Below are 13,944 nucleotides of genomic sequence, written 5' to 3' on the forward strand. Positions count from 1 at the left end.
AGGTTTAGCCTTACTCAATATTCTGCACTTGCTCACGCATCTGCTCGATCAACACTTTGAGGTTGACGGCAGCCTGCGTGCTGCGTGGGTCAAAGGCCTTGGAGCCCAGTGTATTCGCTTCGCGGTTAAGCTCTTGCATCAGGAAATCAAGACGGCGTCCTGCCTGGCCGCCAGCCTTGAGTACGCGACGCACTTCGGTGACGTGGGTGCTGAGGCGGTCCAGTTCTTCGGCGACATCGCTTTTCTGTGCCAGCAGGACCATCTCCTGCTCCAGACGCTGAGGGTCGAGCTCGGCTTTCATGTCGGCAAAGCGATCCAGCACCTTCTGCCGCTGGGTTGCGAGCATCTGTGGCACCAGCGTGCGCAAGGTGGCGACTTCTTCGACGATGGAGGACAGACGCTCGTCGAGCAGCCGCGCCAGGTCTGCGCCTTCGCGCCCGCGCCCGCTTTTCAATTCGGTCAGCGCATCATTGAACAGTTTCAGGGCCTCGGTGTTCAACACCTGCGGATCGTTGGCATCGGCGACCAGCACGCCCGGCCAGGCCAGCACCTCGAGCGGGTTCAAGGCAGCAGGCTGTTTGATCAAGCCGGCAACCGACTCGGCTGCGGCGATCAATTGGCCTGCGCGTTCAAGATCCACCTGCAGCGGCTTGCCGGCGGTTTCCTCGACAAAGCGCAGTGTGCACTCGACCTTGCCGCGCGACAGGCCCTGACGCAGCGCTTCGCGAATCGCGCCTTCCAGATCGCGGAACGACTCCGGCAGGCGCAGGTGTGGCTCAAGATAGCGGTGGTTGACCGAGCGCAGTTCCCAGCTCAGTGTGCCCTGGGCACCGGCCCGCTCTACTCGGGCAAAGGCAGTCATGCTGTGCACCATGGGAAATACCTCTTGGTTCGCTTTCAAAGCGTGGTTCGGTTCATGAACGCGCAGAAATGGCGGTCATGGGCGTCGTGAAAGCCGGCTGGCTGTAGAGGCGCAGGATTGTAGCGCAGTGCGGCGCAGGCTCCCAATCCGACAGTGTGACAGGTGACGCAAGGCGTTGTTTTACCCCGTATCTGCGCGTCGAAAGCCTTGATCCAGGGCCTTCTGGTTGCGCGGGATCGGCATTGACGGCTTTTAGAGATGCCCAGCGGCAGCTGTGGCCTCTATAATGCCCAGCAGTTTTCCGTCTCAGTACAGGTATCCCAGATGAAACGTCCAAGTGGTCGCGCCGCCGATCAGCTCCGCTCGATCCGCATCACCCGCAACTACACCAAACACGCCGAGGGTTCTGTACTGGTCGAGTTTGGTGATACCAAGGTGATTTGCACCGTCAGCGTCGAAAACGGCGTACCACGCTTTCTCAAAGGCCAGGGCCAGGGTTGGCTGACTGCCGAATACGGCATGCTGCCACGTGCTACCGGCGAGCGTAACCAGCGCGAAGCCAGCCGTGGCAAGCAGGGTGGCCGTACACTCGAAATCCAGCGCCTGATCGGTCGTTCACTGCGCGCTGCGCTGGACATGTCCAAGCTGGGCGACGTCACCCTGTACGTCGATTGCGATGTCATTCAGGCTGACGGCGGCACTCGCACCGCGTCCATTACCGGTGCGATGGTGGCCCTGGCCGATGCGCTGAAGGTGATCAAGAAGCGCGGCGGCCTGAAAGGCGGCGACCCGCTCAAGCAGATGATCGCGGCTGTTTCGGTCGGCATGTATCAGGGCGAGCCGGTGCTCGACCTGGACTACCTCGAAGACTCGGCTGCCGAGACCGACCTGAACGTGGTCATGACCAGTGCAGGCGGTTTCATTGAAGTTCAGGGCACTGCCGAAGGCGCGCCATTCCAGCCGGAAGAGCTGAACGCGATGCTCGCGCTGGCGCAGAAAGGCATGACCGAATTGTTTGAATTGCAGCGCGCCGCGTTGGCCGACTGATACCCAGAAGGGGGTCCGATAATGAGTGACAGCTTGCAACCGTTCAGCAAACCGCCGCAAAGCGCTCGCCAGTGGGCGATGTTCTGTCACTTGTCAGCGTTTGCCGGACTGATGTTTCCGTTCGGCAATCTGCTGGGCCCGCTGATTATCTGGCAGTTGAAGAAAGACTCCGATCCGTTTATCGACGCGCAAGGCAAGGAAGCGCTGAATTTTCAGATCACAGTCGCCATCGCGGCCACCGTCAGCATGCTGCTGGTGGTGCTGATCATCGGCTTTGCGTTACTGACGCTGGTGGGCATCGGTGCCGCAGTGCTGGCGATCATTGCCGGGATAAAAGCCAATGACGGCGTCAATTATCGCTATCCGTTCACCTTGCGCCTGATCAAGTAGCATCACTTCAGGCAACGCAAAAAGCCGACTTCAAGTCGGCTTTTTCGTGTTCGCTGCCTTGCCTGGCTATCAGATAGTCAGGGTCCAGTCGTAATCCACGATCAACGGCGCGTGCTGCGAGAAGCGCGGCTGGCGTGGCAGACGGGCGCTGCGCACGAAGCGGCGCAGGCCAGGGGTCAGGATCTGATAATCGAAGCGCCAGCCCAGGTTCAGCATCTCGGCCTGTTCGTTATCCGGCCACCAGCTGTACTGGTCGCCTTCACGGCTGACTTCACGCAGGGCATCGACGTAGCCCATGGTGCCGACGATTTCGTCCATCCAGGCGCGTTCGGGCGCGAGGAAGCCGGGTGACTGCTGGCTGTCGCGCCAGTTCTTGATATCGAGCTTCTGCTGCGCCACATAGAGCGATCCGCAGTAGATGTATTCGCGACGCTTGCGGCGCTGCTTGTCCATGTACTTGCCGAAATCGTCCATGAGCTTGAATTTCTGATTCAGGTCTTCATCGCCATTCATCCCCGACGGAAAGAGCAGGGTAGCGATACTGACCTTGTCGAAATCTGCTTGCAGGTAGCGCCCGTAGCGGTCGGCTGTCTCGAAGCCGAGGCCGCTGATTACCGCCTTCGGCTGCAACCGCGAATACAGCGCCACACCACCCTGAGCGGGAACCTCGGCTTCGCAGGCATAGAGGAAGTAACCATCCAGCTGAAAGGCTGGATCGTCCAGTTCAAAGGTGGAGGCGCGGGTGTCCTGTAAGCAGATGACGTCGGCATTCTGAGCTTGCAGCCAGCTGAGCAAACCACGCTCGACCGCAGCCTGAATGCCATTTACGTTCACACTGATGATCCGCATAAATGGCCCCAAAAATCACGTGCGTGTATGATACCCGAGCTCTACCTAATTAGCTAAATCCGTGGTATTCGGAGCTTTTTTCATGCAGGCGTATCAACGCGATTTCATTCGTTTTGCCATCGATCGCGGTGTTCTGCGCTTCGGTGAGTTCACTCTCAAGTCCGGGCGCACCAGCCCGTACTTCTTCAATGCGGGGCTGTTCAACACCGGTTCCGCACTGGCACAACTGGGGCGTTTCTACGCAGCCGCCGTGGTTGAAAGCGGTATTGCCTTCGACGTTCTGTTCGGTCCGGCCTACAAGGGCATTCCGCTCGCATCGGCCACTGCCGTGGCGCTGGCCGAGCATCATGACCGTGATCTGCCGTGGTGTTTCAACCGCAAGGAAGCCAAGGCGCACGGCGAGGGCGGCAGTCTGGTGGGCTCGCCGCTGGCGGGGAATGTGCTGATTATCGACGACGTGATCACTGCGGGCACCGCGATCCGTGAGGTCATGCAGATCATCAAGGACCAGGATGCGACAGCTGCGGGCGTGCTGATCGCGCTCAATCGTCAGGAGCGCGGCAATGGCGAGCTGTCGGCGATTCAGGAAGTCGAACGTGACTTCGGGATTCCGGTGGTGAGTATCGTGTCGCTGAATCAGGTGCTCGAGTTCCTGGCCGACGACCCGCAGCTCAAGCAGCATCTGCCTGCTGTCGAAGCCTATCGCGCGCAATTCGGAATCTGAGGACGAGCCTATGGCGGCCGGCGGCAGGTCTTGGGGATCGGTTTCAGACGCGCTGAGCGTTTTTCGGGCCTTGCTGGCTGTCGTCATGCTTGCGCCCATGCTCGCCCAAGCGGCCGACGCACCTGAGCCACGGCTTTATCGCTACGTCGACAGCCGCGGGGTGACAGTGATCGACACGCAAGGCGTGCCGCCCGACTACGTTGCCAAAGGCTATGAAGTGCTCAACAGTCGTGGCCGGGTGGTTCAAATCGTGCCACCTGCGCCTACGGCCGAGCAGATTCGTCAGTCCGAAGCGGACAAGCGCCAGGCCGCCGCCGATGCACAACTGCTGAGCCTGTACAGCAGCGTCGCTGAAGTGGACCGCATGAAGGCCCGCAAACTGGCTGAGCTCGATGCACTGGTTGGCGTTGCCCAGGGCAACATTCAGGGGCTGGCGGCGCAGCAGCGCAGTCTGCAAGGCCAGGCCGCCGACCTTGAGCGCGCAGGGCGTCCGGTTCAGCAGGCACTTGTCGATCAACTGAACGACCTTCGCGATCAGCAGCAGAAACTGCAAGCCGATATCACCGGGTATCAGGCCGCACGCGTAAAGGCCGAAGCAGACTTCGCCGTCGATCGCGCCCGCGTCCAGCGGCTGACTCAGTGACCGGACGCAGAGCGTCCAGAGCGGCGTGCCCGCGCGAAGTTTGGTCGGACACTATCGTCATGCCCGGGTCTGTTTTTGATTCTGGCCGAAGGCCGTAGGAGCGAACTTGTTCGCGAAAGGGGCCGCCCCCGGACACCTATCGTTCCTCACGCTCCAGCGTGGGAATGCCGGTCGTGACGCTCTGCGTCACACATCTGCGCCGCGCCACGCCTCAGGACAGGACGCAGAGCTTCCAGAACAGGATACCCACGCGGAGCTGTTCTCAATCATCAGCCAACAAAAAGGCCCCGTGAGGGTTAGCTCACGGGGCCTTTGGGTGTTACGCCTGAATCAGTGCCGCTTGCGGTTGGTGATCTGGGTACCTACACCGCTGTCGGTAAAGATCTCCAGCAGGACCGCGTTGGGCACTCGACCGTCAATGATGTGCGAGCTGTTGACGCCGCCCTGAACCGCTTCCAGCGCGCAGCGAATCTTCGGCAGCATGCCGCCGTAGATGGTGCCGTCGGCGATCAGGCCGTCGACCTGCTCGGTGGTCAGGCCGGTCAGGACTTCGCCCTGCTTGTTCATCAGGCCGGCGATGTTGGTCAGCAGAATCAGCTTCTCGGCCTTGAGGGCTTCGGCAACCTTGCCTGCTACCAGGTCGGCGTTGATGTTGTACGACTCGCCGTCCGGGCCCACGCCGATAGGCGCGATGACCGGAATGAAATCGCCTTTGACCAGCATGTTGAGCAGCCCGGTGTTGACCCCGACGACTTCACCGACCTGACCGATGTCGATGATTTCGGGCTTGGTCATTTCCGGCGTCTGGCGCGTGACGGTGAGCTTCTTCGCACGAATCAGCTCAGCGTCCTTGCCGGTCAGACCGATCGCGCTGCCGCCATGACGGTTGATCAGGTTGACGATGTCCTTGTTGACCTGGCCGCCCAGTACCATCTCCACGACATCCATGGTTTGCGCATCGGTCACACGCATGCCGTCGATGAAGTGGCTCTCAATGGACAGGCGCTTGAGCAGATCGCCGATCTGCGGCCCGCCGCCGTGAACCACTACCGGGTTGATGCCCACCGCTTTCATCAACACGATGTCGCGCGCAAAGCCGGTTTTCAGCTCTTCGCTCTCCATGGCGTTGCCGCCGTACTTGATAACCAGCGTCTTGCCGACAAAGCGGCGAATGTAAGGCAGCGCTTCGGAAAGGACCTTGGCTACATTAGAGGCGGCATCGCGTTCGAGGGTCATTCAGGGCTCCAGTCAAAAGGAAAAACAATCAAAATGGCAGGTCGAGGTCCGGCGCAACTTTCTTCAGTTCTGCGTGGAACACGTCCTTGATACGCTGCAATTCGGCCTCGGTCTCGGCTTCGAAGCGCAGCACCAGTACCGGCGTGGTATTGGAAGCGCGAACCAGACCCCAGCCCTTCGGATAGTCCACACGGACACCGTCGATTGTGGTCAGTTTGGCGTCGCCCCACTGCGCATCCGTTTCAAGGGCCTTGATGATGCTGAACTTGGTGACATCCGTCACCTTGATGTTGATTTCAGGCGTCGAAATATCGTTCGGGAAGGTCTCGAACAGGTCTTCGGCGTTGGCCGACTCCTGGCTGAGGATCTCCAGCAGGCGTGCTGCGCTGTAGATACCGTCGTCGAAACCGAACCAGCGTTCCTTGAAGAAGATGTGGCCGCTCATTTCGCCTGCCAGCAGCGCACCGCTTTTCTTCATTTCTTTCTTGATCAGCGAGTGACCGGTTTTCCACATCACCGGACGGCCGCCATGCTCGCTGATCAGCGGAGTCAGGCGGCGTGTGCATTTGACGTCGAAAATGATGTCGGCACCCGGATTGCGCTTGAGCACGTCCAGCGCGAACAGCATCAACAGGCGGTCCGGGTACACCACGTTGCCTGCGTTGGTCACGACACCGACACGGTCGCCGTCACCGTCGAAGGCCAGGCCCAGATCGGCACCGGTTTCCTTGACCTTGGCAATCAGGTCCTGCAGGTTTTCCAGCTTGCCCGGATCCGGGTGATGGTTGGGGAAGTTGCCATCCACTTCCGCGAACAGGGAAATCACTTCACAGCCCAGCGCTTCGATCAGTTGCGGAGCGATCACGCCTGCCGCGCCGTTACCGCAGTCGACCACGACCTTCAGCTTGCGCGCCATGACGATGTCATTCTTGATCTGCTGGAAGTAGCGCTCAAGGATGTCGACCTGGGTGATGCTGCCTTTCTGCGACGTCAGGTTGTTGGTCTTGATGCGCTCGTGCAGCGCCTGGATCTGCTCGTTGGCGAGGGTGTCGCCGGCGATGACGATCTTGAAGCCGTTGTAGTCCTTCGGGTTATGGCTGCCGGTCAGCATGACGCCGGTCTTGCCGGCCAGCACGTTGGCTGCGTAATACAGCGCAGGCGTTGGCACCAGGCCTACATCGCTGACGTGACAGCCGCTGTCGTGCAGACCTTGAATCAGTTGCTGTACCAGTTCAGGACCGGAAAGCCGACCGTCGCGGCCAACGCTGACGTTGGGTTCGTTCTGCGCCAGGCTTTCGGAGCCGATGGCGCGGCCGATCCAGTAAGCCGTTTCAGCGTTGAGGGTGTCCCCGACCACGCCACGGATGTCGTAGGCACGGAAAATAGTCTCGGGAAGGTTGGGTGCCACGGATGCTGGACTGTTCATAGCGAGGTTATGCTCCGATCTCAGGAAGTCCTGGTTTTCGTCGAGAAGGTCGATATCAAGGATATCGGTATCTTGAAACAGCGGATCGGTCCAGTCGGTGCGTGATGCAGCCACGGTGGACGAAGCACTGCCTTTGGCAATATCTGCATCGCGCTGCTCGCCCGCCGCCAGGACAGGCGCTGCCTGAGGCTGACTACGAAGCGAGACACGAGCAAGGACCTGAGCCAGACCACTAAGGGCCGGGAGGCTCAAACCGAAGGGTTTGACGGCTTTTCCGCGTGAGAGTTCTTGGAGCAGCTGATCCAGTTGCCGTGCGTCGGCGCAAATACGCTTCTGCAGGGCCCGTTCGTTACGGTGCAAGCCAAGCAGCACGCCCGCTGCAGCGATAATCAGTGCCAGCAGCAGAAGCATCACGGACGGTGAGGTTTTCAGCCCGGGGCCGGGCGTGAACTCGAGTTTCCAGCCAGGATAACCGGTATCGAAAGCCTGGGCTTTGCCTTCATCGGCCTGACCGCGTTGCAGGAACACCTGAGCAGGTCCGCTGCCGAATTGCTGGCTGAGCACCACTTGCCCGGCGTCGGCAGGCAGCGCCGGCAAGGCATTGAGCAAGCGCTGCAGGTCAAAGACCAGCAGCAGCGTACCCACCACCGGCTGACTGGCAGCGGCACGCACCGGCGCAGCGCTGTAGATCAACCAGCGCTCGCCGACCTTGCGCGCCTCCGGGGCGACGGCCTCACCTTGTGCGGCCTTGTTGAGCATATCCAGGGTGGCGAAACTGACGGGCAGTGCGCCTTGCGTATCCACATCGGCCAGCCCCTTGGGGTAAAGCCGAGCGCCTGCGAGGCCGTCCCAACGGGTGAATCGATCCTGAGCGGCCAGCAGGGCAGCGGCATCATTGCTTTGCAATGTCTGGACAAGCGCCGCCCCGGATGCTGCTGACTGGGTGTCCGCGTTGATCTGGCGCAGCGCCAGACCCACCGCTGCCGCCTGATTGCCGCCCCAGGCCTGAACCAGCTGGTCCTGTTGCTGCGGGCCGGTGGCCAGAGCCATCCAGACCAGCGCCGCAGCGATGAGCAGGCCGATGGCGGCAGGCACCAGGCCGGGCGCTAGGCCTGTGAGGCTCGCAGCCGGAGGCGAGTTGTCGGTGGGTATGGCGTGCTGTGAAGCGCTGTGCTGACTACCTTTCACCGACCTCTCCCTGAGCCTTGTTCCGAACCCGGATTATGTACCGAATGGCGATCAATGACTGCCGGAATGACCGAAGCCGCCAGCGCCACGCTGACTTTCGTCGAACGCTTCAACCAGCTCGAAATGAGCCTGTACGACCGGCACCAGGACCAATTGGGCGATGCGCTCGCCGACTGCGATGTTGAAAGCCGTCTGGCCGCGGTTCCAGCAGGAGACCATCAGTTCGCCCTGGTAATCGGAGTCGATCAGGCCTACCAGATTGCCCAGCACGATGCCGTGTTTGTGGCCCAGGCCGGAGCGCGGCAGGATCAGCGCGGCAAGACCCGGATCGCCAATGTAAATCGACAGGCCGGTAGGGATCAGCAGGGTCTGGCCCGGCTCAAGGAGCGTGTCTTCCTTGAGCATGGCGCGCAGGTCCAGGCCAGCCGAGCCGGTAGTGGCGTAAGCCGGCAGCGGAAATTCGTTGCCAATGCGAGGGTCGAGGATCTTGGCTTGTAGAGCGTGCATTCGTAGTTAAACCTGATTCATGCGGTCGGCGATAAAAGTGACCAGCTGGCGAGCGATCTTGGCCTTGCTGGTCTGGGCGAAAAGCGTTGCGTGCAACCCTCGGTCAATCACGCTGCAGGCGTTTTCCTCACTATTGAAGCCGATGCTCGGGTTCGCGACATCGTTGGCGACAATCAGGTCGAGGTTCTTGTCCTTGAGCTTGCGGGCAGCGTAGTCGAGCAGGTGTTCGGTCTCGGCGGCAAAGCCGACACTGAAGGGGCGATCCGGGCGGGTTGCGATGGTCGCCAGAATATCCGGATTGCGCACCATCTGCAGCAGCAAGCCGTCACCGTTCGAAGGATCTTTCTTCAATTTGTGCGGGGCAACGACTTCCGGGCGGTAGTCGGCCACGGCTGCCGAGGCGATGAACAGGTCGCAGGGGATCGCCGCCTCGCACGCTGCCAGCATGTCGCGGGCGCTGACCACGTCGATGCGCGAGACGCGATCAGGCGTAGGCAGGTTGACCGGGCCGGTGATCAGCGTGACGCGGGCGCCGGCTTCCACCGCCGCTTCGGCCAGGGCAAAGCCCATTTTTCCGGAGCTGTGGTTGGTGATGTAGCGCACCGGGTCGATGTTTTCCTGGGTCGGGCCTGCGGTGATCAGCACATGCTTGCCGGTCAGGGTCAGGCGCTGGAAGCAGTCGGCCGCGCACTGGGCCAGGTCGTCGGCCTCCAGCATGCGCCCGAAGCCGACGTCGCCACACGCCTGACTGCCGGACGCCGGCCCGAACACACGAAAGTCGCGCTCTTCGAGCAGGCGGGTATTGGCCTGCACGGAGGCGTCACGCCACATCGCCTGGTTCATCGCCGGGGCGATGGCGACAGTCGCGTCGGTGGCCAGCACGATGGTGGTCAGCAGGTCGTTGGCGATGCCTTGCGCCAGGCGCGCGATGAGGTCGGCGGTGGCCGGTGCGATGAGGATCAGGTCGGCCCATTTGGCCAGTTCGATATGGCCCATCGCGGCCTCGGCAGCCGGATCGAGAAGGTCCAGGTGCACAGGGTGCCCGGAGAGCGCCTGCATGGTCAGCGGGGTGATGAACTCGGCCCCGCCCTTGGTCATGACCACACGCACTTCAGCGCCCTGATCGCGCAGGCGGCGGACCAGTTCAGCGCTCTTGTAGGCCGCGATGCCGCCGCCGACGCCAAGAACGATGCGTTTTCGATACAGCCGCTGCATAGACCTGCCTTTTTGGTCGAGTGAACACACGACGGCCATGACGCCTCCCCAGGCCAGATCGTCGTGCAAAAAAGATGGGCTAAGATAGCACAGCGACCGCACCGGAACAGCGGTGCCCAATCACATGGAGGTGCTATGAGTATTCGCAGTTGGCCCGCGGCTGAACGCCCCCGGGAACGCTTGTTGGAGTTGGGGGCGGCGAGCCTTTCCGACGCCGAGTTGCTGGCTATCTTTTTACGCACCGGCGTGGCCGGAAAAAGCGCTGTAGACCTTGCGCGTCATCTGCTGAATCAATTTGACGGGCTCAGACCGTTACTGGATGCGGATCTGTCGGCATTCACCTCGCAACTGGGGCTCGGGCCTGCCAAGTTCGCTCAGTTGCAGGCCGTGATGGAAATGGCGCGTCGGCACATGGCCGAGTCCCTGCGCCGTGAATCAGCGCTGGAAAACCCGACCCAGGTTCGCAGCTATCTCAAGGCCCTGCTGCGGCATGAGCCGCACGAAGTCTTCGGCTGCCTGTTTCTCGATAACAAGCACCGGGTCATGACCTTCGAGATATTGTTTCGCGGGACGATCAACGCGTCTTATGTACACCCGCGCCAGGTGGTGAAACGCGCGATGGCGCACAACGCTGCCAGCCTGATCCTTTGTCACAACCATCCTTCCGGTATCACCACGCCCAGCCGTTCCGACATCGACCTGACCAAGCGCCTCAAGGAAGCACTGCTGCTGGTGGACGTTCATGTGCTTGACCACGTGATCGTGGGGGACGGCGAGCCACTGTCGATGGTGGAGCGCGGGCTGATGTAGCGCCCACGCAGAGCGATAGGGTGGCACTCGGATTATCGTTCTCACGCTCTGCGTCCGGTCTTCAGACGGGGCGTGCCAATGCAGCATGCATTGGCACGCCATCACCCAGAGAGGCCGAGGTCAGTCTGGCGACTTACTTGACCTGCACCTTGTAGAAATCCTGCCTGCCGAACGGGCTGACCTGATAGCCAGTGACGTCCTTGCGCACCAGCGTAGCGGCTGTCGGGTGGGCGAGGGGGATCCACAGTGCCTGCTGTTGAATCTGCTGCTGGGCCTGGTGATACAGCTTGCTGCGCTCGGCCTGGCCGCTGACGGATTTACCGTCTGCGATCAGCTTGTCCAGCGTCTTGTCGCAATAGCGGGCGAAGTTGGTGCCCGATTGCACGGCCGCACATGAGAACTGCGGGGTCAGGAAGTTATCCGGGTCGCCATTGTCGCCCGCCCAGCCCATGAACAGCAGGTCATGCTCGCCAGCCTTGGCGCGGCGAATCAGCTCGCCCCACTCAATGATCTTGATCTCGGCATCGATGCCGACCTGTTTCAAATCAGCCTGCAGCAATTGAGCACCCAGGCTCGGGTTCGGATTCAGCAGGCTCCCGGAAGGTCGTGTCCAGATGGTGGTCTTCAAACCCTCTTTTACACCGGCCTTGGCCAGCAGCGCCTTGGCCTTGGCAACATCGTGCTGATAGCCGGGCAGGTCCTTGGCGTAACTCCAGGTGTTGGGCGGGTAAGGGCCGTTGGCCTTTTCAGCGGTGCCTTCGAACACGGCTTTCAGGTAATTGTCCCTGTCGAACGCCAGATTGATGGCCTGGCGAACTTCCGGCTTGTCGAACGGCGGGTGCTGGCTGTTGATCGCGACAAACGCGGTCATGAACGCTTCAGTCTTCTCCACCTTGAGCGAGTCGTCCTTGCTGGCTGCCTGAATATCCAGGGGCTTGGGCGAGAGCGCTATCTGGCATTCGTCCTGACGGATTTTCTGCAGGCGCACATTGGCGTCCGGGGTGATGGCATACACCAGCGTGTCGATATCAGATTTGCCGGCGAAGTAATCGTCGAACGCCTCGTAGCGCACCACAGCATCTTTCTGGAAGCGCTTGAACACGAACGGCCCGGTGCCGATCGGCTGACTGTTGAGTTTTTCCGGCGTGCCCGCTTTCAACAGCTGCGCAGTATATTCGGCTGAATAGATGGAGGCGAAACCCATGCTCAGCGTGGCCAGGAAGGTCGAGTCCGCATGGTTGAGCGTGAAGCGCACGGTGTGTGCATCAGGCGCTTCGATGCTCTTGATCAACGCGGGCAACTGCATGGACTGCGCATGCGGGAAGCCGCTCTGGGCGATCTTGTGCCACGGGTTCTGCGGGTCGAGCATGCGCTGGAAGCTGAACAGCACGTCATCCGCGCTCAGCTCGCGAGTCGGCTTGAAATAGTCGGTGGTGTGGAATTTCACTCCGGGGTGCAGCTTGAAGTCGTACGTCAGGCCGTCTTTGGACACGGTCCAGCTATCTGCCAGGCTCGGCACCAGCTTGCCGCTCTTGGCATCGAAGTCTACAAGGCGGTTCATCAGCACGTCGGCCGATGCGTTGGTGGTGGTCAGCGAGTTGTACTGTACAACGTCGAAGCCCTCGGGGCTGGCTTCGGTGCAGACCACAAGGTTCGATGCCTGGGCAGCGACGGGAAGCAGGAGTGGAACGAGTAAAAAAGGGAGTGCAGCTAGGCGCATGGCGTTATTTCCTGTTCAGAAAGGGCCCCATCTGCCGGCGCAGTCTGGTGAGGGACTAACCCTAGACCATGTGCTGGCGCAGAACAATCGTCACGGCGCGACGAGCGGTCGATTTGCCTGTGCCCCCGCAGTGCTTGAGCATACCGCCTCGCGAGGCGTGATCATTCGGGTCAAAGTGCTTTGCCTGTTGTTGTGCCCAAGGCTTTCTGGTATAAAGCAGCGCTCTTTTCTAGGGGCCCGGTTCCTTCACTGTAGGTGTAGCCGGTAAGACCCTTAAAGAAACGCGGCGCCTGGCGCCAAATGACTGAGAGATTAAGCGGCCAACCCATGCCGGGTTGGGCATGTGGTTTTAGAGGGCTGAGGCATGTCGAGAGTATGTCAAGTTACCGGTAAGGGTCCGGTGACTGGGAATAACATTTCCCACGCAAACAACAAAACCCGTCGTCGTTTCCTGCCAAACCTGCAGCATCATCGCTTCTGGGTTGAAGGCGAGAAGCGTTTTGTTCGTCTGCGCGTATCTGCTAAAGGCATGCGTATCATCGACAAGCGTGGCATTGAAGTTGTGCTCGCTGAACTGCGTCGCGACGGCAAAATTTAAGGGAGAAAATCATGCGTGAATTGATCCGTTTGGTGTCGAGCGCTGGTACAGGCCATTTCTACACCACCGACAAGAACAAACGTACTACCCCGGATAAAATCGAAATCAAAAAATTCGATCCGGTTGTACGCAAGCACGTGATCTACAAAGAAGGCAAAATCAAGTAATTGATTCTGTCGGCTACAAAAAAACCCGCTCTGGCGGGTTTTTTTGTGCCTGCGCTCCTGGCGTCGCTGCCAGGGTGGTATTTATTTATCTGCAGCCGCCTCAAACACCACATAAATCTTGCGGCATGTTTCCAGCACCTCCCAGGTACCCTTGAAGCCTGCCGGGATCACGAAACGGTCGCCTGCGCGCAGGGTTTTCGCGTGGCCCTGCTCGTCGCGCAGGACTGAAACACCCTGCACAATCTCGCAATACTCATGCTCTGAATAATTCACCTGCCACTGCCCGGGCTCGCCATTCCAGACGCCCGCGCTCATCTGTCCGCAGGGGCTGTTGTAGTGGTTGTAGAGGGTTTGTGCCGGGTCGCCCTTGAAGACTTTTTCCGGTGCAGGGCGATAGTGCTCGGCGGCGGTGCTGGCTTCACTGAAGTCGACGATGCTTTCGATGCTCATGATGGGCCCCTTGTCCTGAATGCGTTGAAGGTTTGACGTGCGTGCAGCGCGTTAGTGCCTCGGCGCGCGTGCGCAGCTGTTTAATAAAATCAACATAAAAGCACCGTGGCGG

General features: G+C 60.4%; 15 protein-coding genes. 7 read left to right on the forward strand and 8 right to left on the reverse strand.

The features are described from left to right. Positions 1-10: 10 nt before the first annotated feature. Positions 11-874, reverse strand: a complete 864-nt coding sequence (locus tag KBY02_RS17480) for a YicC/YloC family endoribonuclease (RefSeq protein WP_003344441.1) — start codon at positions 872-874, stop codon at positions 11-13. A 312-nt stretch (positions 875-1,186) separates the two neighbouring features. Between KBY02_RS17480 and rph the strand changes: the two genes are divergently transcribed. Next, positions 1,187-1,909, forward strand: a complete 723-nt coding sequence (gene rph, locus KBY02_RS17485) for a ribonuclease PH (RefSeq protein WP_003313989.1) — start codon at positions 1,187-1,189, stop codon at positions 1,907-1,909. A gap of 21 nt (positions 1,910-1,930) precedes the next feature. Next, complete coding sequence (locus KBY02_RS17490) at positions 1,931-2,299, forward strand: DUF4870 domain-containing protein (RefSeq protein WP_024652647.1); 369 nt, start codon at positions 1,931-1,933, stop codon at positions 2,297-2,299. A gap of 69 nt (positions 2,300-2,368) precedes the next feature. Here the strand turns inward: KBY02_RS17490 and KBY02_RS17495 are convergent, their stop codons facing one another. Continuing rightward, a complete protein-coding gene (locus tag KBY02_RS17495) occupies positions 2,369-3,148 on the reverse strand; it encodes an exodeoxyribonuclease III (RefSeq protein ID WP_002551505.1) in 780 nt (259 codons plus the stop codon). An 82-nt stretch (positions 3,149-3,230) separates the two neighbouring features. On the opposite strand from KBY02_RS17495, the gene pyrE reads away from it, so the two are divergent. Together pyrE and KBY02_RS17505 are read left to right on the forward strand one after the other, a co-directional pair. Further along, complete coding sequence (gene pyrE, locus KBY02_RS17500; RefSeq protein ID WP_003403990.1) at positions 3,231-3,872, forward strand: orotate phosphoribosyltransferase; 642 nt, start codon at positions 3,231-3,233, stop codon at positions 3,870-3,872. Positions 3,873-3,882: 10 nt separating this feature from the next. Further along, entirely contained in the window at positions 3,883-4,515 is a 633-nt protein-coding gene (locus KBY02_RS17505) for a DUF4124 domain-containing protein (protein WP_111522337.1), read from the forward strand. A gap of 330 nt (positions 4,516-4,845) precedes the next feature. Here the strand turns inward: KBY02_RS17505 and argB are convergent, their stop codons facing one another. Genes argB through coaBC form a run of 4 tightly spaced genes read right to left on the reverse strand, consistent with a single transcriptional unit; the run spans position 4,846 to position 10,087 of the window. Then, positions 4,846-5,751: an acetylglutamate kinase gene (argB, locus tag KBY02_RS17510; protein ID WP_002551508.1), complete on the reverse strand. Its 906-nt coding sequence runs from the start codon at positions 5,749-5,751 to the stop codon at positions 4,846-4,848. A 28-nt stretch (positions 5,752-5,779) separates the two neighbouring features. Further along, positions 5,780-8,365: a phosphomannomutase/phosphoglucomutase gene (locus KBY02_RS26275; RefSeq protein ID WP_024652152.1), complete on the reverse strand. Its 2,586-nt coding sequence runs from the start codon at positions 8,363-8,365 to the stop codon at positions 5,780-5,782. Positions 8,366-8,416: 51 nt separating this feature from the next. Continuing rightward, the gene (gene dut / locus KBY02_RS17520) at positions 8,417-8,872 is read right to left on the reverse strand and encodes a dUTP diphosphatase (RefSeq protein WP_024641395.1); all 456 of its coding nucleotides are present in this window, start codon (positions 8,870-8,872) and stop codon (positions 8,417-8,419) included. A gap of 6 nt (positions 8,873-8,878) precedes the next feature. Beyond that, complete coding sequence (gene coaBC, locus KBY02_RS17525; protein ID WP_003403978.1) at positions 8,879-10,087, reverse strand: bifunctional phosphopantothenoylcysteine decarboxylase/phosphopantothenate--cysteine ligase CoaBC; 1,209 nt, start codon at positions 10,085-10,087, stop codon at positions 8,879-8,881. Positions 10,088-10,222: 135 nt separating this feature from the next. Between coaBC and radC the strand changes: the two genes are divergently transcribed. Continuing rightward, on the forward strand, positions 10,223-10,897 hold the full coding sequence (radC, locus tag KBY02_RS17530) for a RadC family protein (RefSeq protein ID WP_003403975.1): 675 nt from the start codon (positions 10,223-10,225) through the stop codon (positions 10,895-10,897). Positions 10,898-11,030: 133 nt separating this feature from the next. Here radC and KBY02_RS17535 read toward each other — a convergent pair whose 3' ends face one another. Next, positions 11,031-12,617 (reverse strand): ABC transporter substrate-binding protein, encoded by a 1,587-nt coding sequence (locus tag KBY02_RS17535; RefSeq protein ID WP_032657067.1) that lies wholly within the window; start codon positions 12,615-12,617, stop codon positions 11,031-11,033. Positions 12,618-12,981: 364 nt separating this feature from the next. On the opposite strand from KBY02_RS17535, the gene rpmB reads away from it, so the two are divergent. Continuing rightward, positions 12,982-13,215: a 50S ribosomal protein L28 gene (gene rpmB, locus KBY02_RS17540; RefSeq protein ID WP_002551514.1), complete on the forward strand. Its 234-nt coding sequence runs from the start codon at positions 12,982-12,984 to the stop codon at positions 13,213-13,215. A gap of 11 nt (positions 13,216-13,226) precedes the next feature. Beyond that, entirely contained in the window at positions 13,227-13,382 is a 156-nt protein-coding gene (gene rpmG / locus KBY02_RS17545; protein ID WP_002551515.1) for a 50S ribosomal protein L33, read from the forward strand. A gap of 81 nt (positions 13,383-13,463) precedes the next feature. On the opposite strand, the gene KBY02_RS17550 is transcribed toward rpmG, so the two are convergent. Continuing rightward, positions 13,464-13,832 carry a cupin domain-containing protein gene (locus KBY02_RS17550; RefSeq protein WP_003403970.1) on the reverse strand — a complete coding sequence of 123 codons (369 nt, stop codon included), beginning with the start codon at positions 13,830-13,832 and terminating at the stop codon, positions 13,464-13,466. Positions 13,833-13,944: the final 112 nt, after the last annotated feature.

Origin of the sequence: Pseudomonas sp. P129, assembly GCF_020312195.1 — a bacterium.
Taxonomy (GTDB): domain Bacteria; phylum Pseudomonadota; class Gammaproteobacteria; order Pseudomonadales; family Pseudomonadaceae; genus Aquipseudomonas; species Aquipseudomonas fragariae.